The sequence below is a fragment of the Streptomyces sp. IMTB 2501 genome, from assembly GCF_001953885.1.
In the GTDB taxonomy this organism is placed as follows: domain Bacteria; phylum Actinomycetota; class Actinomycetes; order Streptomycetales; family Streptomycetaceae; genus Streptomyces.
Genome location: NZ_MQUS01000017.1, coordinates 111,019 through 136,213, shown reverse-complemented (window position 1 = coordinate 136,213; position 25,195 = coordinate 111,019). Strand labels below are relative to the sequence as shown.

The window sequence follows — 25,195 nt, the reverse complement described above, 5'->3', positions numbered from 1 at the left end:
ACGCGGTGTTCGCTCAGACTGGGTCCATGAACTTGAGCCAGGCCGATGCCTATCTCCGCCGGATCGGCGCCGAGCGCCCACAGCGGCCCACCGGCCCGGCGCTGCGCGAGCTGCATCTGCGTCATCTGCGGACCGTCCCCTTCGAGAACCTGTCGATCCACTTCGGTGAGGAGATCGTGCTGGAGGAGGAACCACTGCTGGACAAGGTGATCGGACGGCGGCGAGGTGGCTTCTGCTACGAACTGAACGGCGCGTTCGGAGCGTTGCTCGCCGCTCTCGGCTACGAGGTCGAACTGCTCGCCGGACGCGTCTACGGCGACGAGGGACGGCTCGGTATCCCGTACGACCATCTCGCCCTGCGGGTGCGGACGGTGGAGGGGGACACCTGGCTCGCGGATGTCGGGTTCGGGGCGCACAGCCACTACCCGCTGCTCTACGCGGAACGCGGGGAGCAGGCCGACCCCGGCGGGGTGTTCCGGGTGGTGGAGGCCGGGCCCGACGCGGCCGGAGTGCGCGGTGGCGGCTCGGCCGGGGTAGGGGACCTGGACGTCGTACGGAACGGCGAGCCGCAGTACCGGCTGGAGGTGCGGCCCCGGGCGCTCGGGGACTTCGCGGCCGGGGCCTGGTGGCACAGCACCTCGCCGCTGTCGCACTTCACCCGGTCGCTGGTCTGCTCACGGGTCACCGAGGAGGGAGGGCGGGTCACGCTCGGCGGGCGGTCGCTGACGACGACGGACGCCGACGGGAAGCGCGAGACAAGGGAGTTGGGGACGGACGAGGAGGTGCTGGCGGCGTACCGGGAGCGGTTCGGGATCGAGCTGGGCTCCGTGCCGACGGTGCGAAGCCGGAATGTGAACTCATCCGGCTCCGCCGGAGCCGGCGACGCCCGGTGACCGGGACACCGAGCCCCGCGCACTCCCCGATCGCGGTGCCGGAGAATGGGGCCGTGAGCGATGTGAGACATGTGCTGGTGCTGCCCGACCGGGATGCCGCCGAGGAGGCGGCCGAGGCGCTCGGGGAGCGGTTCGGCCTGGACGAGGAGCCCCAGCTGGTCCGCGACGCGCTGGCCGGTGAGGACGATGCCGAGGATGCGCAGTGGCTGGTGGTCCTGCGGGACGAGGGCGAGCGGCTGGATCCGGCGGAGCTGGACGAGTTCGTGGGGGAGTGGGACGGATGGCGGGAGGAGCCGTGATCCTGCCGGGTGACCGGTGACCGGTGACCGGTGACCGGTGACCGGTGACAGGGCCCGCGCTGGAGGGGTGCCTCCCCCCACTGAGCCGGCCCCGCAGCTCTGTCGGAGCCCGCGGCTGTGCGGGCCCTCGCAGCCGCATGAGCCCATTGTCAGTGGTGCGTGGGATGCTTTGAGGGATGGCCAGGAAGACTGCGAATGACGACCCTCTCGCCCCGGTGACGCTTGCCGTGGGCCAGGAGGACCTCCTGCTCGACCGTGCCGTGCAGGAGGTGGTGGCCGCCGCCAAGGCCGCCGACGCCGACACGGACGTACGCGACCTCACCCCGGACCAGTTGCAGCCCGGCACACTCGCCGAGCTCACCAGTCCTTCGCTCTTCGCCGAGCGGAAAGTCGTGGTCGTACGCAATGCGCAGGACCTGTCCGCCGACACGGTCAAGGACGTGAAGGCGTATGTCGGGGCGCCCGCCGAGGAGATCACGCTCGTGCTGCTGCACGCGGGCGGGGCCAAGGGCAAGGGGCTGCTGGACGCCGCGCGCAAGGCGGGAGCGCGGGAGGTGGCCTGCCCGAAGATGACCAAGCCCGCGGACCGGCTGGCCTTTGTGCGGGGGGAGTTCCGCTCGTTCGGGCGGTCGGCCACGCCCGAGGCGTGCCAGGCGCTGTGCGACGCCATCGGCAGCGAGCTGCGGGAGCTGGCCTCGGCGGTCTCCCAGCTGGTCGCCGATGTGGAGGGGACGATCGACGAGGCGGTCGTCGGGCGGTACTACACGGGGCGGGCGGAGGCCTCCAGCTTCACGGTCGCCGACCGGGCCGTGGAGGGGCGTACGGCGGAGGCACTGGAGGCGTTGCGCTGGTCGCTGGCGACCGGGGTGGCGCCGGTGATGATCACCAGTGCGCTGGCGCAGGGGGTGCGGGCCATCGGGAAGCTGTCGTCTGCTCGGGGCGGACGGCCGGCTGATCTGGCGCGGGAGTTGGGGATGCCGCCGTGGAAGATCGATCGGGTGCGGCAGCAGATGCGGGGGTGGACGCCGGACGGGGTGGCGGCGGCGCTCAGGGCTGTTGCCGAGGCCGATGCCGGGGTGAAGGGCGGGGGCGATGATCCCGAGTACGCCCTGGAGAAGGCCGTTGTGGTGATCGCTCGGGCTGCTCGGTCTCGCGGGCGCGGATAGGTGTCCCCGGGGCTCTGCCCCGGACACCGTCCGGCCCGAGAGGCAACCAAAAACCCCGCCACCCGCCCTGGGGAAGGGCAAGGTGCCGGGGTTCTCGATTCGAGCTTTTGGACTCGCACCCGCGTGGCGAACGCAGGCCGCGTGCGAATCCGGGGTGCCGGACGGGAGCGGATGAGAGAGGGCCCGCTCTGGGTCCTTCCGGCGGTCAGATCAGAAAGGGGGTTCAGCCCTTGAGGGACGCGACCTTGGAAGCAAGCGCCGACTTCTTGTTGGCGGCCTGGTTCTTGTGGATGACGCCCTTCGAGACGGCCTTGTCGAGCTGACGCGCGGCCTCGCGGGACAGCGCGGTGGCCTTCTCGACGTCACCCGCGGCAACGGCCTCACGGGCCTTGCGGACCGCGGTCTTCAGGGAGGACTTGACGGCCTTGTTGCGCAGCCGAGCCTTCTCGTTGGTCTTGATCCGCTTGATCTGGGACTTGATGTTCGCCACGAAGGAGCCTTTTCAGGTTCTGGTGCGGGGCCGCGAGGGTCCCGTACCGGTGATCCAAAATTTCTCTGACGTGCCTCGCGCTGAGAGGGCATGAGGCACAGCCATCTACAGTACCAGTGGCCCTGCGAGCGGCCCAAAACGGTCCTCGGTCCCTCCGCGTGGGACCATGGAGACTACGTATCGATCCGACCCGAGGCATAAGGCGCCTCAAGAGACAGGACCCTGCGTGCCCGCGACCCCTAACCATGTGCCCGAGCCGAGCCGTACCGCCCCGGCTCTGATCCGCAATTTCTGCATCATCGCGCACATCGACCACGGCAAGTCCACGCTCGCCGACCGGATGCTCCAGTTGACCGGTGTGGTCGAGCAGCGGCAGATGCGTGCTCAGTACCTCGACCGGATGGACATCGAGCGCGAGCGCGGCATCACGATCAAGTCCCAGGCGGTGCGTCTGCCCTGGGCCCCCACCGAGGGCCCCGACCAGGGCACGACCCACATCCTCAACATGATCGACACCCCGGGGCACGTCGACTTCACCTACGAGGTCTCGCGGTCGCTCGCCGCCTGTGAGGGGACCATCCTCCTCGTCGACGCCGCCCAGGGCATCGAGGCGCAGACCCTCGCCAACCTCTACCTGGCGATGGAGAACGACCTCACGATCATCCCCGTGCTCAACAAGATCGACCTGCCGGCCGCCCAGCCGGAGAAGTTCGCCGAGGAGCTGGCGAACCTGGTCGGTTGCGATCCCTCCGACGTGCTCAAGGTCTCCGCCAAGACCGGTCTCGGCGTCGACGCGCTGCTGAACAAGGTCGTCAAGGAGATCCCGGCCCCGGTCGGGGTCGCCGACGCGCCCGCCCGCGCGATGATCTTCGACTCGGTCTACGACTCCTACCGCGGTGTCGTGACGTACGTCCGTGTCATCGACGGCCAGCTCAACAAGCGCGAGCGCATCAAGATGATGTCCACCGGCGCCACGCACGAGCTGCTGGAGATCGGCGTCAACTCGCCCGAGATGCTGCCGGCCGACGGCCTCGGCGTCGGCGAGGTGGGCTATCTCATCACCGGTGTGAAGGACGTCCGCCAGTCCAAGGTCGGTGACACCGTCACCAGCCAGCAGAAGGGGGCCACACAGGCGCTGGGCGGGTACAAGGACCCGAAGCCCATGGTCTTCTCCGGGCTGTATCCGCTCGACGGCTCCGACTACCCGGAGCTGCGCGAGGCCCTCGACAAGCTGCAGCTCAACGACGCCGCGCTCGTCTACGAGCCGGAGACCTCCGCCGCCCTCGGCTTCGGCTTCCGTGTCGGCTTCCTGGGCCTGCTCCACCTCGACGTGATCCGCGAGCGCCTGGAGCGCGAGTTCGGCCTCGACCTGATCGCCACCGCCCCCAACGTGGTCTACCGCGTGATCATGGAGGACGGCAGCGAGGTCACGGTCACCAACCCGAGCGAGTTCCCCGAGGGCAAGATCAACGAGGTCTACGAGCCCGTCGTTCGGGCCACGATCCTCGCGCCCACCGAGTTCATCGGCGCGATCATGGAGCTGTGCCAGACCCGGCGCGGCACCCTGCTCGGCATGGACTACCTCTCGGAGGACCGCGTCGAGATCCGCTACACGCTGCCGCTCGCGGAGATCGTCTTCGACTTCTTCGACCAGCTGAAGTCCAAGACCCGCGGCTACGCCTCGCTGGACTACGAACCCACCGGTGAGCAGACCAGCTCCCTGGTCAAGGTCGACATCCTGCTGCACGGCGACAAGGTGGACGCGTTCTCCGCGATCACCCACCGGGGCCAGGCGTACGCGTACGGCGTGCGGCTCGTCGCCAAGCTCAAGGAGCTGATCCCCAGGCAGAGCTTCGAGGTGCCGGTCCAGGCCGCCATCGGCTCCCGGGTCATCGCCCGCGAGACCATCCGCGCCATCCGCAAGGACGTCCTCGCCAAGTGCTACGGCGGTGACATCTCCCGTAAGCGGAAGCTGCTGGAGAAGCAGAAGGAAGGCAAGAAGCGGATGAAGATGGTGGGTTCCGTGGAGGTTCCGCAGGAAGCCTTCATCGCCGTTCTGTCGAGCGATGACAGCGCGGGGTCGGCCAAGGGCAAGAAGTAACCAGCGGTAACAGCGGGTGACGTCCGTAAAGCGGACACACAGGGGCCTGTCGTGCGAAAGCGCGGCGGGCCCCTACGCGTGCGTAGCGTCGCTCTCCGTGGAACACGCGAGGAAACAGACAGGCCGATGCCCCTTACGCAGCGGCCGGTCGCGGCTTACTCTGATCCCTGCTCGATAGTTACTCGCGAGTTAAACAACAGCGATACAGCAGCGCGAACCCCCACCGTGAGTCAATGCCAGCCGCACCGAGTACAGCCGCACCGTCGCGGGCCCCGGAGGATGTCGTGAGCGACACACAGACCCTGATCGAGAACCGTCCGCCGTCCGTGGCGGCCCTCTTCCTGGAGCGCGTGGCGGCCACACCGGACGCCGAGGCCTACCGCCATCCGGTGCCGCCAGCCTCGGGCCAGGGCCCGGACGACTGGAAGTCGCTCAGCTGGGCGCAGGCGGCCGAGCGGGTGTACGCGATCGCGGCCGGGCTCGTCGAACTGGGCGTGCAGCCGGAGCAGCGGGTGGCGCTCGCCTCCTCCACCCGCGTCGAGTGGCTCCTCGCCGACCTCGGCATCATGTGCGCCGGCGGCGCGACGACCACCATCTACCCGCAGACCAACGCGGACGAGTCGGCCTTCATCCTCTCCGACTCGGAGAGCCGGGTGCTGATCGCCGAGGACGCGGCCCAGGTCGCCAAGGCCGTCGAGAAGCGCGCCGAGCTGCCCGAGCTGATCAAGGTCGTCGCCATCGACCCGGCCGGCGTGGAGACGAACGACTGGGTGACCACCCTCGCGGAGCTGGAGCAGCGCGGCGCCGCCTACCTGGAGAAGCACCCCGAGCTGATCAAGGAGCGGGTCGGCGCGATCACCCGGGAGCAGCTCGCCACCCTCATCTACACCTCCGGCACCACCGGTCGCCCCAAGGGCGTGCGCCTGCCGCACGACAACTGGGCGTACATGGCGAAGGCGATCGCCGCGACCGGCCTGATCACCGGCGAGGACGTGCAGTACCTGTGGCTGCCGCTCGCGCACGTCTTCGGCAAGGTCCTCACCTCCGGGCAGATCGAGGTCGGGCACGTCACCGCCGTCGACGGCCGCGTCGACAAGATCATCGAGAACCTTCCGGTGGTGCAGCCGACGTACATGGCGGCCGTGCCGCGCATCTTCGAGAAGGTCTACAACGGTGTCGCCGCCAAGGCCCGCGAGGGCGGCCCGGCCAAGTACAAGATCTTCCAGTGGGCCGCCGAGGTCTCGCGCGAGTACGCCAAGGTCAGCCAGGACAACTTCCGCCGCACCGGCAACCACGCCGTGCCGTTCGGCCTGGCCGCCAAGCACAAGGTCGCCGACACCCTCGTCTACAGCAAGCTCCGCGAGGCCTTCGGCGGCCGGCTGCGCGCCTGCGTCTCCGGCGCCTCGGCACTCGCCCCGGAGATCGGCTACTTCTTCGCCGGCGCCGGCATCCACATCCTGGAGGGCTACGGCCTCACCGAGTCCTCCGCGGCCTCCTTCGTCAACCCCGGCGAGGCGTACCGCACCGGCACGGTCGGCAAGCCGCTGCCCGGCACGGAGGTGCGCATCGCCGACGACGGCGAGATCCTGCTGCGCGGCCCCGGCATCATGGAGGGCTACCACGGGCTGCCCGAGAAGACCTCCGAGGTGCTGGAGTCCGACGGCTGGTTCCACACCGGCGACATCGGCGAGCTGTCGCCCGACGGCTATCTGCGCATCACCGACCGCAAGAAGGACCTCATCAAGACCTCCGGCGGCAAGTACGTCGCACCGGCCGAGGTCGAGGGCCAGTTCAAGGGGGTGTGCCCGTACGTCTCCAACATCCTGGTGCACGGCGCCGACCGGAACTACTGCACCGCCCTCATCGCCCTGGACGAGATCGCGCTCCTGGACTGGGCGAAGGAGAACGGGCTGGAGGGACGGTCGTACGCCGACGTCGTCGCCGCGCCGCAGACGGTGGAGATGGTCGACGGGTACGTCCAGCAGCTCAACGCGGGGCTGCAGAAGTGGCAGACCATCAAGAAGTTCCGGCTGCTGCCGCGGGATCTGGACGTGGAGCACGGGGAGATCACGCCGAGTCTGAAGCTGAAGCGTCCCGTGGTCGAGCGGGAGTACAAGCACCTCATCGATGAGATGTACGCCGGGACACGGGAGGCCTGACGCGGTTTCGAAGGGGCGGCTGGGGGCTGCCGGCGGCTGCGGGTTCGTCGTGGCCGTTCGCGCAGTTCCCCGCGCCCCTTGGGGATTTGTGCTCAGCGGCGCTCGAAAGTGGCCGTCTTCTGGTCACTTCAGTGACTCAGCGCTTATAGGTGCCCCCGGCCTGTCACCCTGGCCGCATGGACATGGCGGCCATACCCACGCAACGGGAGACCGAGGCGGCCCGGACCCGGGAAGTGCGGGGGCGGACCACGCTGCCCGGGAGCCCCGTCGCGCCCGGGTCGGCCCGTGCGCTGGTGAGGGCCGCACTGGCCGAGGCGCCCGGGGTCTCGGCGCGGCTCGCCGACGACGCCATGGCCGTCGTCAGCGAGCTGGTCACCAATGCCGTCGTACACGCCGGTACGGACGTGGAGGTCGACTGGCGGCTGGAGGAGGACGGCGCGTTCGTCGTGGAGGTCTGCGACCGGCATCCCTCCCGAGCGCCGCGCGATGCCCTCGGCGGCCAGGGCGCGTACGACACCCCCGAGTACGGGCGCGGCCTGCGGCTCGTCACCACGCTCGCCGAGTCCTGGGGCGTCACCTACCGCACCGGCGCCAAGACGGTCTGGGCGCGGCTGCCCCCGGGCGGCGTCGAGGACCCGGAGGCGCCCGCACGGGACGCGGCCCTGGAGGTCGCCGAGGATCTGGCCCCGCAGCCGCATCGCGCCGTGGGCGACCGGGACTGGCTCGGCCGGGGCGCGCTGTCCTTCCTCGCCGAGGCATCCGACCTGCTCGCCGGACAGCTGGACGAGAACCTGGTGACCGCGCTGACCGGCCAGCTCCTCGTGCCCCGGCTCGCCGACTGGTGCGCGGTGTGGCTGGAGGACGAGGCGACCGTGCGCGCCGGCGCCGGCGGTGGCCCCGACCGGGTCTGGCACGCCAGTGAGAACCGCATCGAGGAACTGCGGTGCGCCCTGGAGAAGGAGCCGCCCTGTCCGCCCGACGGGCTGCTCTCCGGCCCCGAGCCGTACCCCTGGCCCGGCCATGCGCTCGGCCCGGAGGGCGCCGACGGCACGGCGCTGTCGTACCGGCTGATCGCGGGCGGCCGGCCGCTCGGCACGCTGGTCATCGGCCGGTGCGGGCTCACCTGCTTCCCCGACGAGGTCACCGGGCTCGTCGAGGACCTCAGCCGCCGGGTGGCGCTCGCCATCGGGGCCGCGCGCCAGTACGCCCGCCAGGCCACCATCAGCGCCGTCCTGCAGCGCGGCCTGCTGCCCGGCGCGGTCGCCCAGATCCCCGGCCTGAGCAGCGCGCTCGTGTACGAGCCCTGCGACAAGGGTGGCCCCAGCGGCGACTTCTACGACCTGTTCCCGGCGGGCGACGGCCGCTGGTGCTTCGCCGTCGGCGACGTCCAGGGCAAGGGCCCGGAGGCGGCGGTCGTGATCGGGCTCGCCCGGCCCTGGCTGCGCCTCCTCGCCCGCGAGGGCTACCGGGTCGCCGACGTCCTGGACCGGCTCAACCAGCTCCTCCTCGACGACGCCACCGAGGCCGCCGACGCGGCCGCCCGCGCCCTGGTTGCCGCCGGCGGCCGCCCGGTGGCCCCCGGAGACGGCCCGCAGACCCGCTTCCTGTCCCTCCTCTATGGCGAGCTGACCCCGTACGACGGCGGCGTCCGCTGCACCCTCGCCTCCGCCGGCCACCCGCTCCCTCTCGTCCTCAGCCCTGACGGCACCGTGCGCACCGCCGCCGGTCCGCAGACCCTGCTCGGTGTGGTCGAGGACGAGACCTACACCAGCGAGACCATCGACCTGCGGCCCGGCGACAGCCTGCTGTGCGTCACCGACGGAGTGACCGAGCGCCGCTCCGGCTCCCGCCAGTTCGACGACGGCGACGGGCTGGCTCAGGCCCTGTGCGGCTGCGCGGGCCTGAGCGCCGAGCTGATCGCCGAAAGGATCCGCCGCCTGGTCCACGACTTCGGCGGCGGCCTGCCCGAGGACGATCTCGCGCTGCTGGTGCTGCAGGCGGAGTAGGCGCGCCGGTGCTGGACAATGGAAGGCATGCCTTCCGCACTCCCCGACGGCGAGCCCGTCCCCGCCGACGGCGCGCTGCCCGCGCACGCGCTCGCCGGGGCCGCAGAGCGCCCGCTCGGCTTCTACCTGCACGTCCCGTACTGCGCGACCCGCTGCGGCTACTGCGACTTCAACACCTACACCGCGACCGAGCTGCGCGGCACGGGCGGTGTGCTGGCGTCCCGCGACAACTACGCGGACACGCTGACGGACGAGATCCGGCTCGCCCGGAAGGTGCTCGGTGACGACCCGCGCGCGGTCCGTACGGTGTTCGTCGGCGGTGGTACGCCGACGCTGCTGGCCGCGGACGATCTCGTACGGATGCTGGGGGCGATCAGGGACGAGTTCGGCCTGGCACCCGACGCGGAGATCACCACGGAGGCGAACCCGGAGTCGGTGGACCCGGCCTACCTCGCCGCGCTCCGGGAAGGCGGCTTCAACCGGATCTCCTTCGGTATGCAGAGCGCGAAGCAGCATGTCCTGCGCGTGCTCGACCGCACGCACACGCCGGGCCGTCCCGAGGCCTGCGTGGCGGAGGCCCGGGCGGCGGGCTTCGAGCACGTCAACCTCGACCTGATCTACGGCACGCCGGGGGAGAGCGACGACGACTGGCGGGCCTCACTGGACGCGGCGATCGGGGCGGGGCCGGATCACGTCAGCGCGTACGCGCTGATCGTCGAGGAGGGCACCCAGCTCGCCCGCCGCATCCGCCGGGGCGAGGTCCCGATGACGGACGACGACGTCCACGCGGACCGCTATCTGATCGCCGAGGAAACCCTGTCGGCGGCGGGCTTCGACTGGTACGAGGTCTCCAACTGGGCCACCTCTGAGGCGGCCCGCTGCCTGCACAACGAGCTGTACTGGCGCGGCGCCGACTGGTGGGGGGCGGGCCCCGGAGCCCACTCGCACGTGGGCGGGGTGCGCTGGTGGAACGTGAAGCATCCGGGGGCGTACGCGGCGGCCCTCGCCTCCGGCCGTTCACCGGGGGCGGGCCGTGAGCTGCTGTCGGAGGAGGACCGCCGGGTCGAGCGGATCCTGCTGGAGCTGAGGCTGCGGGAGGGGGTGTCGCTGTCGCTGCTGAAGGAGGAGGGGCTGGCGGCGTCCCAGCGCGCGCTGGCGGACGGGCTCCTCCAGGAAGGGCCGTACGACGAGGGGCGGGCTGTGCTGACGCTGCGGGGGCGGTTGCTGGCGGATGCGGTGGTCAGGGACCTGGTGGATTGATCACTCGGGCGGGTGAATCACAGCCGGACGCCGGTTCGGCCCCTAACCTGGTTCGTAGGCTGCCGCTGACAGTATGCGGCGAATGTAGAGGCCACGGAGATGACCGCTGTGGACGAACGTGGAGTCGCAGAGTTCTTCGAGGGTTTTGAGCCGCCTGACGGGCTCAAAGCGGAGCTTCTGCGGGGGGAAATCGTGATGATGGCCAGCCCCGATCTGGTGCACAACCTGATCGTGCTGCTGACGGAGCGGCAGATTCCGTTGGATCGCTGGTATCCGCTTCAGACCCAGGACGTGGACCTCGTCGACGAGGCGAGTGAGCCGGTTCCGGACCTCGTGGTCGTGGCGCGTGACGTCCTGCCCGATTCGGGGCGTCTGCTGCCGTGCCAACTGATCACGATGGTCGCCGAGGTCGTTTCCAAGAACAGCGTGCACCGCGACTACGCCGTCAAGCGTTCGATCTATGCCGCAGGCAACGTGCCCGCCTATCTCGTCATCGATCCGATCATGGCGCAGTGCGTTCTGTTCACAAAGCCCGAGGGAAAGGGCGAGGACGCCAACTACCGGGCGCAGTACATCGAGAAGTTCGGCCGGCCGCTGATGCTGGATGTCCTGGGTGTCGAGCTGAAAACCAGCGAGTTCGGAACCTTCCCCGACGTCAGGCCCCACCGCTACCCGTGACGAAGTCGATCAGCTCCTCCACGCGCCCCAGCAGCTCCGGCTCCAGGTCCCTGTAGGACCCCACCCGCTTCAGGATCGCCTGCCACACCGCCCCGGTGTTCTCCGACGGCCAGCCCAGCGCCCGGCACACGCCCGTCTTCCAGTCCTGGCCGTGCGGCACCCTCGGCCACGCCTCGATCCCCAGCGCGGCCGGCTTCACCGCCTCCCAGATGTCGATGTACGGGTGGCCCACGACCAGCGCGTGTTCGCTGGTCACCGACTCCGCGATCCGCCACTCCTTCGTGCCCGGCACCAAGTGGTCCACGAGCACGCCCAGGCGCGCGTCCGGACCCGGCGCGAAGGACGACACGATCGACGGCAGGTCGTCCACGCCCTCCAGGTACTCCACGACCACGCCCTCGATGCGCAGGTCGTCGCCCCAGACCTTCTCCACCAGCTCCGCGTCGTGCCGGCCCTCCACGTAGATGCGGCCGGCGCGGGCCACACGGGCGCGGGCGCCGGGGACGGCGACCGAGCCGGAGGCGGTACGGGTGGGCCGTACCGGAGCGGCGGAGGACGGCCGTACGAGCGTCACCACCCTGCCCTCCAGCAGGAAGCCGCGCGGCTCCAGCGGGAACACCCGGTGCTTGCCGAAGCGGTCCTCCAGCGTCACCGTGCCCGCCTCGCAGCGGATCACCGCGCCGCAGAAGCCGGTGCCGGGCTCCTCCACCACCAGGCCGGCCTCCGCCGGTACCTCGGGCACCGGCTGCTGCTTCTTCCACGGCGGGGTCAGGTCGGCGGAGTACTGGCGCATTCGAGTGACGATAGGAGAAGCCGTACGGCCGCGCTCACGACACGCCGAAGCGAGTGGCCAGCTCGTCGCGTTGGCGCCGGACGAACGCGGCGTCCACCACCGCTCCGTGACCGGGTACGTACAGCGCGTCCTCGCCGCCCAGGGACAGCAGCCGGTCCAGGGCGTCCGGCCAGCGGGACGGCACCGCGTCCGGGCCTGCCTGGGGCTCGCCGGACTCCTCGACCAGGTCGCCGCAGAAGACCACCTCCGGAGAGCCGGGGATCAGCACCGCGAGATCGTGGGCCGTGTGTCCCGGACCCACGTTCGCCAGCAGCGCCTGGCGGCCCGCGCCGAGGTCCAGCGTCCACTCGCCGGAGACCAGATGGCCGGGCGACACCAGCGCGTCCACCGCCTCGTCGGCGTCGGCCACCGCGAGCCCGTTGCGCACGGCGTCCAGGCGCAGTTCCGTGCGCTCGTAGGCGAAGACCGCGTCGACGCCCACCGCCGCGTACACCTGCGTCCCGGCGAGCGCGGCCGCCCCGAAGACATGGTCGAAGTGGGGATGCGTCAGCGCGAGATGGGTCACACGGCCGTCGGCCAGTTCCTCGGCCTGGGCCCGCAGCCGCGCGCCCTCGGCCGGACTGGAGCCGGCGTCCACCATCAGCGCCGTACCCTCCCCGAGAACCAGCCCGACCGTGCAGTCCCAGCCGGGCAGGCGGCGGCGTCCGACGCCGGCGGCCAGCCGTTCCCACCCCAGCTCTTCCCAAGTCACCGTCATACCGCGACGCTAGCTGCACGAGCCGCCGCGACCGCACCGACCTTGCCCCGGGTGTACCCGACAGCCGTACACTGGGCCCCAGAACGCTGGCACTCCCATGCGAAGAGTGCCAGGCGGACGGACCGCGGGACAGAGGGGACGACGTGCTGGAGGTGCGCGCGGATGCTGAGTGAACGCAGGCTTCAGGTGCTGCGCGCCATCGTCCAGGACTATGTCGGCACCGAGGAGCCGGTCGGGTCGAAGGCCCTGACCGAGCGGCACAACCTCGGGGTCTCCCCGGCCACCGTCCGCAACGACATGGCGGCCCTGGAGGACGAGGGGTTCATCGCCCAGCCGCACACCAGTGCCGGGCGCATCCCCACCGACAAGGGCTACCGGCTGTTCGTGGACAAGCTGGCGGGCGTCAAGCCGATGACCGCGCCCGAGCGGCGGGCGATCCAGAACTTCCTGGAGGGCGCCGTCGATCTCGACGATGTGGTGGCGCGGACCGTGCGGCTGCTCGCGCAGCTCACGCGGCAGGTCGCCGTCGTGCAGTATCCGTCCCTGACCCGGTCCACCGTGCGGCATGTGGAGCTGCTCTCGCTCGCCCCGGCGCGCGTGATGCTCGTGCTGATCACGGACACCGGCCGGGTCGAGCAGCGGATGGTCGACTGCCCGGCGCCGTTCGGCGAGACCTCCCTCGCCGATCTGCGTGCGCGGCTGAACAGCCGGGTCGCGGGCCGCCGGTTCACGGATGTGCCGCGGCTGGTCGAGGACCTGCCGGACGCCTTCGATCCGGAGGACCGCGGTACGGTCTCCACGGTGCTCTCCACCCTTCTGGAGACACTCGTCGAGGAGAACGAGGAGCGGCTGATGATCGGCGGCACCGCCAATCTCACCCGCTTCGGACATGACTTTCCCCTCACGATCCGGCCCGTCCTGGAGGCCCTGGAGGAGCATGTCGTGCTCCTCAAGCTCCTTGGCGAGGCGAAGGATCCGGGCGTGATGGTGCGCATCGGGCACGAGAACGCCCATGAGGGACTCAACTCCACCTCCGTGGTGTCGGTCGGCTACGGTTCGGGCGGCGAGGCGGTTGCCAAGCTCGGCGTGGTCGGACCGACCCGCATGGACTACCCGGGAACGATGGGAGCGGTACGCGCAGTGGCACGGTACGTCGGACAGATCCTGGCGGAGTCGTAAGTGGCCACGGACTACTACGCCGTTCTCGGCGTGCGCCGCGACGCGTCGCAGGATGAGATCAAGAAGGCGTTCCGTCGGCTCGCGCGCGAGCTGCACCCGGACGTCAATCCCGACCCGAAGACCCAGGAGCGGTTCAAGGAGATCAACGCCGCTTACGAGGTGCTGTCGGACCCGCAGAAGAAGCAGGTCTACGACCTCGGCGGCGACCCGCTCTCGCAGGCGGGCGGCGCCGGCGCGGGCGGCTTCGGGGCCGGTGGCTTCGGCAACTTCTCGGACATCATGGACGCGTTCTTCGGTACGGCGTCGCAGCGCGGCCCGCGCTCGCGCACCCGGCGCGGCCAGGACGCGATGATCCGGATCGAGGTCGAGCTGGACGAGGCGGCCTTCGGGACGACCAAGGACATCCAGGTCGACACCGCGGTCGTCTGCAACACCTGCAACGGCGAGGGCGCGGCGCCCGGCACGACCGCTCAGACGTGTGACATGTGCCGCGGCCGCGGTGAGGTCTCGCAGGTCACCCGGTCCTTCCTGGGCCAGGTCATGACCTCGCGGCCCTGCCCCCAGTGCCAGGGCTTCGGCACGGTCGTGCCGACGCCGTGCCCGGAGTGCGCCGGTGATGGCCGCGTCCGTTCCCGCCGCACGCTCACCGTGAAGATCCCGGCCGGTGTCGACAACGGCACGCGCATCCAGCTCGCCGGTGAGGGCGAGGTCGGCCCCGGTGGCGGTCCGGCCGGTGACCTGTACGTCGAGATCCACGAACTGCCGCACCCGACCTTCCAGCGGCGTGGTGACGACCTGCACTGCACGGTGACCATCCCGATGACCGCGGCGGCCCTCGGCACCAAGGTGCCGCTGGAGACGCTGGACGGCATGGAGGAGGTCGACATCCGGCCCGGCACCCAGTCCGGCCAGTCGATCCCGCTGCACAACCGGGGTGTCACGCATCTGCGGGGCGGTGGCCGGGGTGACCTGATCGTGCATGTCGAGGTCATGACGCCGACCAAGCTGGATCCCGAGCAGGAGCGACTGCTGCGCGAGCTGGCCAAGCTGCGGGGCGAGGAACGACCGCAGGGGCAGTTCCAGCCGGGGTGGCAGGGGCTGTTCTCGCGTTTGAAGGACGCGTTCAACGGTCGCTGAGCCGTTGCCGGACAGGGGTGTGCGGGGTGCTTCGGGCCCCCTATGCCCCTGTCCTATGCCACGGGAAGCCCGGATTCGGACTTGTTCAAAGGACGTGACAACATGCGGTCATGTCCTCCGCGCTGACCGATCTCTTCCCCCTTCCGATCGTGCAGGCCCCCATGGCGGGCGGTGTCTCCGTGCCGCAGCTCGCCGCTGCCGTCTCCGAGGCCGGCGGTCTCGGTTTTCTCGCCGCCGGGTACAAGACCGCCGACGGCATGTACCAGGAGATCAAGCAGCTGCGGGGGCTCATGAACCGCCCCTTCGGCGTGAACGTGTTCATGCCGCAGCCCGAGTATCCCGGTGCAAGCACCGGCTCCACCGGAGCGGCCAACGCCGCGCCCCCTTCCGGTGCCGTGGAGGTCTACGCCCACCAGCTGGCCGGCGAGGCCGCCTGGTACGAGACCGAGCTGGGCGACCCGGACAGCGGCCGGGACGACGGCTACGACGCCAAGCTCGCCGTACTCCTCGACAACCCGGTACCGGTGGTCTCCTTCCACTTCGGCGTGCCGAGCCGGGAGGTGTTCGACAAGCTGCGCCGGGCCGGTACCTTCACCCTGGTCACCGCCACCACCGCGGAGGAGGCCCGCGCGGTCGAACAGGCCGGCGCGGACGCGGTGATCGCACAGGGTGTGGAGGCCGGCGGTCATCAGGGCACCCACCGGGACCTCCCCGAGAACGACGGGTCCGGCATCGGGTTGCTGTCGCTGGTCGCGCAGATCCGCGAGGCTGTGAGCATCCCGATCGTCGCCGCCGGCGGCATCATGCGCGGCAGCCAGATCGCCGCCGTCCTCGCGGCCGGCGCGAGCGCGGCCCAGCTGGGCACCGCCTTCCTCGCCACCCCCGAGTCCGGCGCCCAGGCCGTGCACAAGCAGGCGCTGACCAACCCCCTATTCGCGCGCACCGAGTTGACCCGCGCCTTCTCCGGCCGTCCGGCGCGCGCACTGGTCAACCGTTTCGTGCGCGAGCACGGCCCCTACGCCCCCGCCGCCTACCCGGAGATCAACCACCTGACCTCGCCGCTGCGCAAGGCCGCGGCCAAGGCCGGGGACGCGCAGGGCCTGTCGCTGTGGGCGGGCCAGGGCCACCGGATGGCCCGCGAGCTGCCGGCCGGGCAGCTCGTGGCGGTGCTGGCCGAGGAACTCGACGCAGCCAGGACAGCGTTGTCGGCCCAGGGCGGCCCGCGATGACCGCGCCGGTGTTCGTCGTCGACTCGCTGGAGGGCGTGGGCCCCGGCTCGGTCGTCGACGTCGAGGGCCCCGAGGGGCGGCACGCGGTCTCCGTACGGCGGCTGCAGCCCGGCGAGCACGTGGTGCTGACCGACGGCAGGGGGCGGGGCGCGGCCGGGGTCGTCGTCAGCGTCTCGGGCAAGGACCACATGGTCGTCGAGCCCTTCGAGTTCCCGGTGGAACCCGAGCCCAGCCCCAGGATCACCGTCGTCCAGGCCCTCCCCAAGGGCGACCGCGGCGAGCTGGCCGTGGAGACGATGACGGAGACCGGGGTCGACGCGATCGTGCCCTGGCAGGCCGCCCGGTGCATCACCCAGTGGAAGGGCGACCGGGGTCTGAAGGCGCTCGCCAAGTGGCGGGCCACCGCGCGCGAGGCCGGCAAGCAGTCCCGCCGGCTGCGCTTCCCGGAGGTCGCGGACGCGGCAACCACCAAGCAGGTTGCCGCGCTTCTCGCCGCAGCCGACTTCGCCGGCGTGCTGCACTCCGACTTCGAGCACGAGAGCCGGCCGCTGGCGAGTGCCGAACTGCCCACGGAGGGCGAGATCGTGCTCGTCGTCGGCCCCGAAGGCGGCGTCGCCCGGGACGAGTTGGCGCTCTTCGAGGAGGCGGGCGCCAAGGCGTATGTGCTCGGTCCTACCGTGTTGCGTACATCAACCGCCGGCACCGCCGCCGCGGCCCTGCTGCTGGGCCGTACCGGCCGCTGGTCCTGACATCTGGGGGACATCATGGAACTCGCCCAAGTCCGGCTCCTGGTCACCGACTTCGCCGCCTGCTACCGCTTCTACGCCGACGTCCTCGGCCTCAAGCCGCAGTCCGGGGCGACCGAGGGTCCGTACGAGAAGTTCAGCCCGCACACGGGCTCTGCCGGGATCGCGCTGCAGGACCGGGCGATGATGGCCGAGATCCTGGACGAGCTGGGTGAGAGTGCCTGCGGTCACCGCTCCCTGGTCGTCCTGCGGGTCGACGACCTCGACGCCTACGTCGCGGAGATCACCGGCCGTGGTGCGGTTCTGCTGCACGGACCGGCGTCCATGACCGACCGGATGAGGGTCGCCCACCTCAAGGACCCCGAGGGCAACCTGGTCGAGCTCCAGGAGTGGTTGTTGCTGAGGGGCTGACAGGCGCTCGCCGGGGTGCCGCGAAATGCCGTCGGGCGGCTGCGACGCCGTTGTGGCTGGTCGCGCGGTTCCCCGCGCCCCCAGGGCGTTGCCGTCCGGACCTCTTGGGGGCGCTGGTCGACTTCCCTGGACGGATAAGTGGCCGTATGCGGCCTTTCCCGGCGTTCGTGTCGGTGGCACCCTGCCCTCCATGGGGGTTTTGCGGAGGATTCGACATCGGGTGCGCGGGGCGCGAGCCCTGGCCGTTGCCGGGCTGGTCGTCACGGGCGGTGGGGCCGTGGTGGCGTGTCAGCCGGCCGATCTCAACTCCTCGACCGCCGCCTACACCACCGGTACGACCGCGACCGCCGCTCTGAAACGGCAGCATGTGGACGTCAGTTGGCTCACCTGCACCGGCGACTACGGCAGCGGCGGCAGGGCGGGCGGGACGCCCTCGCCCACGGAGACCACCGTCGTCTCCGTGGGCTGCCGGGGCGAGACCAAGGACGGGCGGAAGATCACCGTCAGCGGGAAGGTGACCAAGGCCGTCGACGGCGCCTGTGTGCGCGGTGATCTGACGGCGAAGGTCGACGGCAGGCAGGTGTTCCACGTCGACGGGCTCGGCGAGTGCGATGCCACGCCCGGACCGACGTACACGCCGCCCACCCGTCCCCCCGGCGGCGGGCGGCCCACCGTGACGGTCACCGTCACCGAGACGGTCTGGTGCAAGGGCGACCCCACCTGCTGGCCCGCCGCGGGAAAGTGACCGCGGGCAAGTGATCGGAAGGGGCGCGGGGCACACCGGTCACTGCGTACAGTGACGGGGTGACCCAGGGTGCTTCGACGCGAACCACGACGTCCTCCGCCTATCTCCGATTCCCCCATGTACACGGCGACTTGGTGACGTTCGTCGCCGAGGACGACGTATGGCTCGCGCCCCTGGACGGCGGCCGGGCCTGGCGGGTCAGCGCCGACAACGTGCCGGTGACCACACCCCGGATATCCCCGGACGGACGGTCCCTCGCCTGGACCTCCACCCGCGACGGCGCGCCCGAGGCGCATGTCGCCCCCGTCGACGGAGGCCCCGCCGACCGGCTGACGTACTGGGGCAACCGCCGTACCGAGGTGCGCGGTTGGACCGCCGACGGACGGGTGCTCGCGCTCGGCGCGCACGGCCAGGCCAGCTTCCGGCACACCTGGGCGCACGCGGTCCCCCTGGACGGCGGACCCGGCGAGACCCTGCCGTACGGCCCGGTCGGCGATGTGGCGTTCGGCCCGGCCACCGTGCTGCTGTCGGCGCCGATGGGCCGCGAGGCCGCCCACTGGAAGCGCTACCGGGGCGGTACCGCGGGCAAGCTGTGGATCGACCGGGAGGGGAGTGGGGAGTTCGTCCGGCTGCACCCGGACGTCGACGGGAACATCGAGTGCCCGGTGTGGGCCGGGGACCGGATCGCCTTCCTGTCCGACCACGAGGGCACCGGAGCCCTGTACTCCTCCCTCGCCGACGGCTCCGACCTGCGCCGCCACACCCCCCTCGACGGCTTTTACGCCCGCCACGCCTCCGGTGACGGCACCCGGATCGTCTACAGCTGTGCCGGTGAACTGTGGCTGCTGGACGACCTGGAAGGTGCCGAGCCGCGCCGGCTGGACGTGCGCCTCGGCGGGCCCCGGATCGATCTGCGACCCCGCCCGGTGGACGCCGGCCGCTGGTTCGGCGCGGCATCCCCCGACCACACCGCGCGCGGCAGCGCGGTCTGCGTGCGCGGCGGTGTCCACTGGGTCACCCACCGCTCCGGGCCGGCCCGTGCCCTCGCCGCCACCCCCGGCGTGCGCGCCCGGCTGCCGCGCACCTTCCGTGCCGAGGGCGAGGAGTGGGTGGTGTGGGTGACGGACGCGGAGGGCGACGACGCCCTGGAGTTCGCCCCGGCGACCGGCAACGTGCCCGGCGCGCCCCCGCGCCGGCTCGCCGCCGGACAGCTCGGCCGGGTCCTGGAGCTGGCCATGGCCCCCGACGGCAGCCGGGCCGCCGTAGCCGTCCACGACGGCAGACTGCTCCTGGTCGAACGGGATACCGGTGAGGTCCGCGAGGTCGACCGCAGCGACGACGGCGAGGTCTCCGGCCTCGCCTTCTCACCCGACTCCGCCTGGCTCGCCTGGGCCCACCCCGGCCCCCGCCCGCTCTCCCAGCTGCGCCTCGCCCACACCACCGACCTGTCGGTCACCGAGGCCACCCCGCTGCGTTTCATGGACTACGCGCCCGCCTTCACCCTCGACGGCAAACACCTCGCATTCCTCTCCAACCGCGCCTTCGACCCGGTCTACGACGAGCATGTCTTCGACCTCGCGTTCGTGGTCGGCGCCCGCCCGCACCTGATCACCCTGGCCGCCACCACGCCCTCGCCCTTCGGCCCGCAGCGCCACGGCCGCCCCTTCGAGACCCCCGACAAGGACGAGACCCCGGACAGCGAGGGCACCCCGGCCACCCGTATCGACCTCGAAGGCCTCGCCGACCGGATCGTGCCCTTCCCGGTCGAGGCCGGCCGCTACTCCACCCTCCGCGCCGCCAAGGGCGGTGTGCTCTGGCTGCGCCACCCCGTGCACGGGGTCCTCGGCGCCGCCCGCGCCCACCCCGAGGACCCCGACCCGCACACCGAGCTGGAGCGCTACGACCTCGCTCAACGACGCCTGGAGCACCTGGCCTCCGACGCCGACCACTTCGAGGTCAGCGGCGACGGCAAACGCGTCCTGCTGTGGGCCGACAGCAGGCTCAGGGTCGTCCCCAGCGACCGTCGTACCACCACCGACGACGACGGCGACAACAGCGTCACCGTCGACCTCGCCCGCGTCCGCCAGACCCTCGACCCGGCCGCCGAGTGGCGGCAGATGTACGACGAGACCGGCCGCCTCATGCGCGACCACTTCTGGCGGGCCGACCTCGGCGGCGCCGACTGGACCGGCGTCCTCGCCCGCTACCGCCCCCTGCTCGCCCGCCTGGCCACCCACAGCGACCTCGTCGACCTCCTCTGGGAGGTGCACGGCGAACTCGGCACCTCGCACGCCTACGTCATCCCCGGAGGCGGTCCCGGCGGCGGCCCCCGGCACGGACTGCTCGGCGCCGACATCTCCCGTCATCCGGACGGCAGTTGGCGCATCGACCGCGTCCTGCCCGCGGAGACCTCCGACCCCGACGCCCGCTCCCCGCTCGCGGCGCCCGGCGTCGCCGTCCGCCCCGGCGACGCGATCATCGCCGTCGCCGGACACTCGGTCGACCCGGTCACGGGCCCGGGTCCGCTGCTTGCCGGCACCGCGGGCCACCCCGTCGAGCTGACCATCTCCCCGGCGGCCGGCGGTGAACCCCGCCACACGGTCGTCGTCCCCGTCGCCGACGAGGAACCGCTGCGCTACCACGCCTGGGTCGCCGACCGCCGCGCCCACGTCCACGCCGCCTCCGACGGCCGCCTCGGCTACCTCCACGTACCCGACATGCAGGCTCCCGGCTGGGCCCAGATCCACCGCGACCTGCGTGTCGAGGTGGCCCGCGAGGGACTCGTGGTCGACGTCCGCGAGAACCGCGGCGGCCACACCTCCCAACTTGTCGTCGAGAAGCTCGCCCGCCGCATCATCGGCTGGGACCTCCCGCGCGGCATGCGCCCCACCAGCTATCCCCTCGACGCCCCGCGTGGCCCGGTCGTCGCCGTGGCCAACGAGTTCTCCGGCTCCGACGGCGACATCGTCAACGCCGCGATCAAGGCCCTGGGCATCGGCCCGGTCGTCGGCACCCGCACCTGGGGCGGCGTCATCGGCATCGACAGCCGCTACCACCTGATCGACGGCACCCTGGTCACCCAGCCGAAGTACGCGATGTGGCTGGAGGGAGTGGGGTGGGACGTGGAGAACCACGGGGTGGACCCCGATGTGGAGGTCGTCCAGCGGCCTCAGGACTGGGCGGAGGGCCGCGACACCCAGCTCGACGAGGCGATCCGGCTCGCGCTGGAGGCACTGGAGGAACGGCCCGCGAAAACCCCGCCGGGGATGCCGGCCTGATGCGACTACGATGCACCGGTATTGATCACCAGCGCGAGGAGGCACCCGCATGGCGGGAGAACCGCAGGACGACTGCCTGTTCTGCAAGATCGTCGCGGGCACGATCCCGGCGACGATCGTCCGTGAGACAGACACCACCGTCGCCTTCCGGGACATAAACCCCCAGGCCCCCACCCACATCCTGGTGATCCCCAAGGCCCACTACAAGAACGCGGCCGAACTCGGCGCAGGCGCCCCGCAGCTCGCCGCCGACGTCCTCGCCGAGACCCAGGCCGTGGCCGACGAGGAGAAGCTCGACAGCTACCGCGTCGTCTTCAACACCGGCTCCGGCGCGGGCCAGACCGTCTGGCACGCCCACGCGCACGTCCTCGGCGGCCGCGGCATGCAGTGGCCCCCCGGATAACGAACCGTGTCCGTACGTGAATTGGTGATCCTCGGCACCGCCAGCCAGGTCCCGACCCGGCATCGCAACCACAACGGCTATCTGCTGAGGTGGGACGGCACGGGCATCCTGTTCGACCCCGGCGAGGGCACGCAGCGCCAGATGGTGCGCGCCGGGGTCGCCGCCCACGACCTGAACCGCGTCTGCGTGACGCACTTCCACGGCGACCACTCCCTCGGCCTCGCCGGTGTCATCCAGCGGATCAACCTCGACCAGGTGCCGCACGAGGTCACCGCGCACTACCCGCGCTCCGGCCAGCGCTTCTTCGACCGGCTGCGGTACGCGACCGCCTACCGGGAGACGGTCGGCATCACCGAGGCGCCGGTCGCCGCCGACGGCATCCTCGCGGTGACCCCGTCGTACACCCTGGAGGCCCGCAGGCTGTCGCACCCGGTCGAGTCCTACGGCTACCGCCTGATCGAACCCGACGGCCGCCGCATGCTGCCCGAGCGGCTCGCCGCGCTCGGGATCAAGGGCCCGGACGTCGGCCGGCTGCAGCGCGAAGGCCGGCTGGGGGACGTCACGCTGGAGGACGTCAGCGAGGTGCGGCGCGGGCAGCGGTTCGCGTTCGTCATGGACACCCGGCTCTGCGCCGGTGTGCACACCCTCGCGGAGGACTGCGACCTGCTCGTCATCGAGTCCACGTTCCTGGACGAGGACACCGAACTGGCCGTGGAACACGGGCATTTGACCGCCGGGCAGGCCGCCGCCGTCGCCCGGGACGCGGGCGTGCGCCACCTCGTCCTCACCCACTTCAGCCAGCGCTACTCCGAGCCCGAGGAGTTCGAGCGGCAGGCGCGCGCGGCCGGCTTCGCGGGCGAGCTGACCGTGGCGCACGATCTGCAGCGGGTGCCGGTCCCGAAACGCCGATAAAGCACCCGTACGATTCTTTGATGCCCCTCCCGAAAGCAGAACTGCACCTCCATATCGAAGGCACCCTGGAGCCGGAGCTGGCGTTCGAGCTGGCCGCTCGCAACGGCGTGACCCTCCCGTACGCGGACACCGAAGAACTGCGCAAGGCGTACGACTTCGAGGATCTCCAGTCCTTCCTGGACCTGTACTACGAGCTGATGGCCGTCCTGCGCACCGAGCAGGACTTCGCCGACCTGGCGGGCGCCTACCTGGTCCGCGCCGCCGCGCAGGGCGTCCGGCACGCGGAGATCTTCTTCGACCCGCAGGCCCACATCGCGCGGGGTGTGCCCCTGGGGACGGTCGTGGAGGGGCTGTGGCGGGCGCTGGGCAGCAGCGAGCAGAACCACGGCATCTCCACGAAGCTCATCATGTGCTTCCTGCGCGACGAGTCGGCCGACTCCGCGCTGGAGACGCTGCAGGCGGCGACGCCCTACCTGGACCGGATCACCGGGGTCGGCCTGGACTCCGCCGAGGTCGGGCATCCGCCGGTGAAGTTCCGGGAGGTGTACGAGGCGGCGGCCGCGCTCGGGCTGCGCCGGGTCGCGCACGCCGGTGAGGAGGGGCCGCCGGAGTACATCACCGAGGCCCTGGACGTGCTCGGCGTCGAGCGCGTCGACCACGGGCTGCGCTGTATGGAGGACCCGGCGCTGGTCGAGCGGCTGGTCCGGGAGCGGATCCCGCTCACCTTGTGCCCGCTGTCCAACGTCCGCCTGCGCACGGTCGGCACACTCGCCGACCACCCGCTGCCGGCCATGCTCGACGCGGGCCTGCTGTGCACGGTCAACTCCGACGACCCGGCGTACTTCGGCGGCTACGCGGGCGACAACTTCACGGCCGTGCACCGGACCCTGGGCCTGTCCGAGGACCGGCTGCGTGAGCTGGCCCGCAACTCCTTCCTTGCGTCCTTCCTGGAGGACGACGAGGAGCGCCGGGCCCGCTACATCGCCGAGGTGGACGCGTACGAGTTCGGCGACGCGGTGTCGTAGTCGCGCTGGACGGGCACGGCGGGCGTCTCCACCGGGACTTCCACGACCGGCATGACCTGCAGGGGCCGCCTGCCCGCCCGCAGGGCCACCGCCGTCATCGGTACGGCGATCAGCAGCAGCCCGGCGCCGAGCAGCTTGCCCATCACCGGGAAGCCCGTGCCCGCCGCCAGCACGCTCCCCGTCAGCGGTCCCGCCGCCGTGCCCAGCGAGGACGCCGAGCCCACCAGGACCGCCCAGCGGCCGCGCGGGTCGAGGGAGGCGGCGAGGCCGATCACGTACGACAGGACGACCGGGTAGAGCAGGTTCCAGGAGATCTCTCCCGCCGCGAAGGCCCGCAGGTCGGTCGCGGACGCGCTGAGCGCGATACAGCCCGCGATCAGTGCCGTACCGGCGCCGATGGGCAGGGCCCGGCCCAGCCGGGGGCCGAGCGCGCCGGCGCCGACGACCCCGACGAGTCCGGCGCCGAGCGCGACCGCGAACACCGCGCCGACGGTGACCTCGGTGAGATGGGCCTGGTCGAGTCCGATGCGGCCGCTGACGCCCCACAGGGAGTTCTGGGCGAGGGACCAGCAGGGCATGGCGGCGGCCAGCAGCAGTCCGGCGCGCAGATGGGGGAGGCGGCCGTACGCCTTGGCCGTACGGGCCGGTGCGCCGCGGCCGGACAGGCGGCCGGTGAGCGGCCAGACGGCGAGTGCCGTGAGCGCGAGGGCGGCCAGGGGCAGGCCGTGGCCGGGGCCGAGGTGCGGGATCGTCAGATACAGGGCGCCCGCGAGGCCGGAGACGCCGAGCAGCCCGAGTGTGGTGACCCGGTGCGGATCCTGCTGCGCGGCGATACCGCTCGCGGCGACGGCCGTGACCGTGCCGGACCCGAAACCGCCGATGATCGCGCCCGCGACGACGGCCGGGACGGACCCGGTGAGGGCGGCACCGCCGTAGCCGAGGACGGCGAGCGCGAGGCCCGTGCGGGCGAGGGTGCGGGGCCCGATCCGGTCGACCCGGGAGGCCAGCAGAAATCCCGCTGTCGCCGAACTCAGCAGGAGCGCACTGCCGATGGCGCCGGCCTGGGTGGCGCTCAGGGGCAGTCCGCCGGCGAGTCTGCCGACGGTGGTGGGGAGCAGGTACGGCGCGAGATACCCGGCCGTGAAAAGGGCGACGAGGGGCCAGGGCAGGGTGCGGGGGGCGGACACGGGCGTTCCCAGGGCATGCGAAAGGAAGGGCTCAGAAAGAAGGGGGAGGGGCGACGACCGTCGACGGACAGGAACGCGCGAGCAAGTTGTATCAAGCAGCCGGTTCCGGAAGAAGGTCGGGTGGGGTGATCTGAGTCACTGTTGTGTTTGGGGTGAGGGGGTGGGGGTAGGCGGATTGCCCTTTCGAGGGGTGGCGGTCCTTTCGTTCGCCCTCCCATTGACGGCCTCGTATGCATGTATCTAGCCTCTGTTCTCATACATGGACGTGATTCATAAGGGGAGATGATCAGGTGGGCGGCGATCCGAGTCCCGAGGGTGTGGCGCGGCGGCTTCGGGAGGGG

The 25,195-nt window shown here is 71.4% G+C and carries 22 protein-coding genes; 18 read left to right on the top strand and 4 right to left on the bottom strand.

Annotation, left to right across the window (positions count from 1 at the left end):
• Window positions 1-26: 26 nt before the first annotated feature.
• From AV521_RS27520 to holA, 3 genes are all read left to right on the top strand, one after another.
• Window positions 27-893, top strand: a complete 867-nt coding sequence (locus AV521_RS27520) for an arylamine N-acetyltransferase (protein ID WP_076091761.1) — start codon at window positions 27-29, stop codon at window positions 891-893.
• A gap of 53 nt (window positions 894-946) precedes the next feature.
• Window positions 947-1,192 carry a hypothetical protein gene (locus AV521_RS27515; RefSeq protein ID WP_076091870.1) on the top strand — a complete coding sequence of 82 codons (246 nt, stop codon included), beginning with the start codon at window positions 947-949 and terminating at the stop codon, window positions 1,190-1,192.
• 176 nt (window positions 1,193-1,368) lie between these two features.
• Complete coding sequence (gene holA / locus AV521_RS27510; RefSeq protein ID WP_076091759.1) at window positions 1,369-2,358, top strand: DNA polymerase III subunit delta; 990 nt, start codon at window positions 1,369-1,371, stop codon at window positions 2,356-2,358.
• A gap of 223 nt (window positions 2,359-2,581) precedes the next feature.
• Here holA and rpsT read toward each other — a convergent pair whose 3' ends face one another.
• Complete coding sequence (rpsT, locus tag AV521_RS27505) at window positions 2,582-2,848, bottom strand: 30S ribosomal protein S20 (RefSeq protein WP_076091757.1); 267 nt, start codon at window positions 2,846-2,848, stop codon at window positions 2,582-2,584.
• Between the two features lie 226 nt (window positions 2,849-3,074).
• Between rpsT and lepA the strand changes: the two genes are divergently transcribed.
• From lepA to AV521_RS27480, 5 genes are all read left to right on the top strand, one after another.
• On the top strand, window positions 3,075-4,949 hold the full coding sequence (gene lepA, locus AV521_RS27500; protein WP_076091755.1) for a translation elongation factor 4: 1,875 nt from the start codon (window positions 3,075-3,077) through the stop codon (window positions 4,947-4,949).
• Between the two features lie 284 nt (window positions 4,950-5,233).
• Window positions 5,234-7,108 (top strand): long-chain fatty acid--CoA ligase, encoded by a 1,875-nt coding sequence (locus tag AV521_RS27495; protein ID WP_076091753.1) that lies wholly within the window; start codon window positions 5,234-5,236, stop codon window positions 7,106-7,108.
• Window positions 7,109-7,290: 182 nt separating this feature from the next.
• A complete protein-coding gene (locus tag AV521_RS27490) occupies window positions 7,291-9,114 on the top strand; it encodes an ATP-binding SpoIIE family protein phosphatase (RefSeq protein ID WP_179023426.1) in 1,824 nt (607 codons plus the stop codon).
• Window positions 9,115-9,141: 27 nt separating this feature from the next.
• On the top strand, window positions 9,142-10,374 hold the full coding sequence (gene hemW / locus AV521_RS27485; protein WP_076091751.1) for a radical SAM family heme chaperone HemW: 1,233 nt from the start codon (window positions 9,142-9,144) through the stop codon (window positions 10,372-10,374).
• A 99-nt stretch (window positions 10,375-10,473) separates the two neighbouring features.
• Complete coding sequence (locus AV521_RS27480) at window positions 10,474-11,052, top strand: Uma2 family endonuclease (RefSeq protein WP_076091749.1); 579 nt, start codon at window positions 10,474-10,476, stop codon at window positions 11,050-11,052.
• On the opposite strand, the gene AV521_RS27475 is transcribed toward AV521_RS27480, so the two are convergent.
• Both AV521_RS27475 and AV521_RS27470 read right to left on the bottom strand, forming a co-directional pair.
• Window positions 11,030-11,845 (bottom strand): DUF3097 domain-containing protein, encoded by an 816-nt coding sequence (locus tag AV521_RS27475; RefSeq protein ID WP_076091747.1) that lies wholly within the window; start codon window positions 11,843-11,845, stop codon window positions 11,030-11,032. The two genes, AV521_RS27480 and AV521_RS27475, sit on opposite strands and share 23 nt — an antisense overlap.
• Before the next feature lie 34 nt (window positions 11,846-11,879).
• On the bottom strand, window positions 11,880-12,602 hold the full coding sequence (locus AV521_RS27470) for an MBL fold metallo-hydrolase (protein WP_076091745.1): 723 nt from the start codon (window positions 12,600-12,602) through the stop codon (window positions 11,880-11,882).
• Between the two features lie 162 nt (window positions 12,603-12,764).
• On the opposite strand from AV521_RS27470, the gene hrcA reads away from it, so the two are divergent.
• From hrcA to AV521_RS27420, 10 genes are all read left to right on the top strand, one after another.
• Window positions 12,765-13,781 carry a heat-inducible transcriptional repressor HrcA gene (hrcA, locus tag AV521_RS27465; RefSeq protein ID WP_076091743.1) on the top strand — a complete coding sequence of 339 codons (1,017 nt, stop codon included), beginning with the start codon at window positions 12,765-12,767 and terminating at the stop codon, window positions 13,779-13,781.
• Window positions 13,782-14,918 carry a molecular chaperone DnaJ gene (gene dnaJ, locus AV521_RS27460; RefSeq protein WP_076091741.1) on the top strand — a complete coding sequence of 379 codons (1,137 nt, stop codon included), beginning with the start codon at window positions 13,782-13,784 and terminating at the stop codon, window positions 14,916-14,918.
• 110 nt (window positions 14,919-15,028) lie between these two features.
• A complete protein-coding gene (locus tag AV521_RS27455; protein WP_076091739.1) occupies window positions 15,029-16,147 on the top strand; it encodes a nitronate monooxygenase in 1,119 nt (372 codons plus the stop codon).
• A complete protein-coding gene (locus tag AV521_RS27450; RefSeq protein ID WP_076091737.1) occupies window positions 16,144-16,896 on the top strand; it encodes a 16S rRNA (uracil(1498)-N(3))-methyltransferase in 753 nt (250 codons plus the stop codon). Before AV521_RS27455 ends, AV521_RS27450 begins: the two co-directional genes overlap by 4 nt.
• Window positions 16,897-16,911: 15 nt before the next feature.
• Window positions 16,912-17,304 carry a VOC family protein gene (locus tag AV521_RS27445; RefSeq protein WP_076091735.1) on the top strand — a complete coding sequence of 131 codons (393 nt, stop codon included), beginning with the start codon at window positions 16,912-16,914 and terminating at the stop codon, window positions 17,302-17,304.
• Between the two features lie 190 nt (window positions 17,305-17,494).
• Entirely contained in the window at window positions 17,495-18,049 is a 555-nt protein-coding gene (locus tag AV521_RS27440) for a hypothetical protein (protein WP_076091733.1), read from the top strand.
• A gap of 59 nt (window positions 18,050-18,108) precedes the next feature.
• Window positions 18,109-21,327, top strand: coding sequence for a S41 family peptidase (locus tag AV521_RS27435; protein ID WP_107481036.1), 3,219 nt, complete (start codon window positions 18,109-18,111; stop codon window positions 21,325-21,327).
• A gap of 49 nt (window positions 21,328-21,376) precedes the next feature.
• Window positions 21,377-21,730, top strand: a complete 354-nt coding sequence (locus AV521_RS27430; protein ID WP_076091729.1) for a histidine triad nucleotide-binding protein — start codon at window positions 21,377-21,379, stop codon at window positions 21,728-21,730.
• A gap of 6 nt (window positions 21,731-21,736) precedes the next feature.
• Entirely contained in the window at window positions 21,737-22,642 is a 906-nt protein-coding gene (locus tag AV521_RS27425) for a ribonuclease Z (protein ID WP_076091727.1), read from the top strand.
• A gap of 20 nt (window positions 22,643-22,662) precedes the next feature.
• The gene (locus tag AV521_RS27420; RefSeq protein WP_076091725.1) at window positions 22,663-23,667 is read left to right on the top strand and encodes an adenosine deaminase; all 1,005 of its coding nucleotides are present in this window, start codon (window positions 22,663-22,665) and stop codon (window positions 23,665-23,667) included.
• Here the strand turns inward: AV521_RS27420 and AV521_RS27415 are convergent.
• The gene (locus AV521_RS27415; protein ID WP_076091723.1) at window positions 23,619-24,854 is read right to left on the bottom strand and encodes an MFS transporter; all 1,236 of its coding nucleotides are present in this window, start codon (window positions 24,852-24,854) and stop codon (window positions 23,619-23,621) included. The two genes, AV521_RS27420 and AV521_RS27415, sit on opposite strands and share 49 nt — an antisense overlap.
• Between the last annotated feature and the right edge of the window lie 341 nt (window positions 24,855-25,195).

What these genes read in the sequence shown, in the direction of transcription:
- AV521_RS27520 (WP_076091761.1), top strand. Translation starts at nt 27, where the DNA reads ATGAACTTGAGCCAGGCCGATGCCTATCTCCGCCGGATCGGCGCCGAG.
- holA (WP_076091759.1), top strand. Translation starts at nt 1,369, where the DNA reads ATGGCCAGGAAGACTGCGAATGACGACCCTCTCGCCCCGGTGACGCTT.
- AV521_RS27490 (WP_179023426.1), top strand. Translation starts at nt 7,291, where the DNA reads ATGGCGGCCATACCCACGCAACGGGAGACCGAGGCGGCCCGGACCCGG.
- hemW (WP_076091751.1), top strand. Translation starts at nt 9,142, where the DNA reads ATGCCTTCCGCACTCCCCGACGGCGAGCCCGTCCCCGCCGACGGCGCG.
- AV521_RS27480 (WP_076091749.1), top strand. Translation starts at nt 10,474, where the DNA reads ATGACCGCTGTGGACGAACGTGGAGTCGCAGAGTTCTTCGAGGGTTTT.
- AV521_RS27475 (WP_076091747.1), bottom strand. Translation starts at nt 11,845, where the DNA reads ATGCGCCAGTACTCCGCCGACCTGACCCCGCCGTGGAAGAAGCAGCAG.
- AV521_RS27470 (WP_076091745.1), bottom strand. Translation starts at nt 12,602, where the DNA reads ATGACGGTGACTTGGGAAGAGCTGGGGTGGGAACGGCTGGCCGCCGGC.
- hrcA (WP_076091743.1), top strand. Translation starts at nt 12,765, where the DNA reads ATGCTGAGTGAACGCAGGCTTCAGGTGCTGCGCGCCATCGTCCAGGAC.
- AV521_RS27455 (WP_076091739.1), top strand. Translation starts at nt 15,029, where the DNA reads ATGTCCTCCGCGCTGACCGATCTCTTCCCCCTTCCGATCGTGCAGGCC.
- AV521_RS27450 (WP_076091737.1), top strand. Translation starts at nt 16,144, where the DNA reads ATGACCGCGCCGGTGTTCGTCGTCGACTCGCTGGAGGGCGTGGGCCCC.
- AV521_RS27445 (WP_076091735.1), top strand. Translation starts at nt 16,912, where the DNA reads ATGGAACTCGCCCAAGTCCGGCTCCTGGTCACCGACTTCGCCGCCTGC.
- AV521_RS27440 (WP_076091733.1), top strand. Translation starts at nt 17,495, where the DNA reads ATGGGGGTTTTGCGGAGGATTCGACATCGGGTGCGCGGGGCGCGAGCC.
- AV521_RS27430 (WP_076091729.1), top strand. Translation starts at nt 21,377, where the DNA reads ATGGCGGGAGAACCGCAGGACGACTGCCTGTTCTGCAAGATCGTCGCG.
- AV521_RS27420 (WP_076091725.1), top strand. Translation starts at nt 22,663, where the DNA reads ATGCCCCTCCCGAAAGCAGAACTGCACCTCCATATCGAAGGCACCCTG.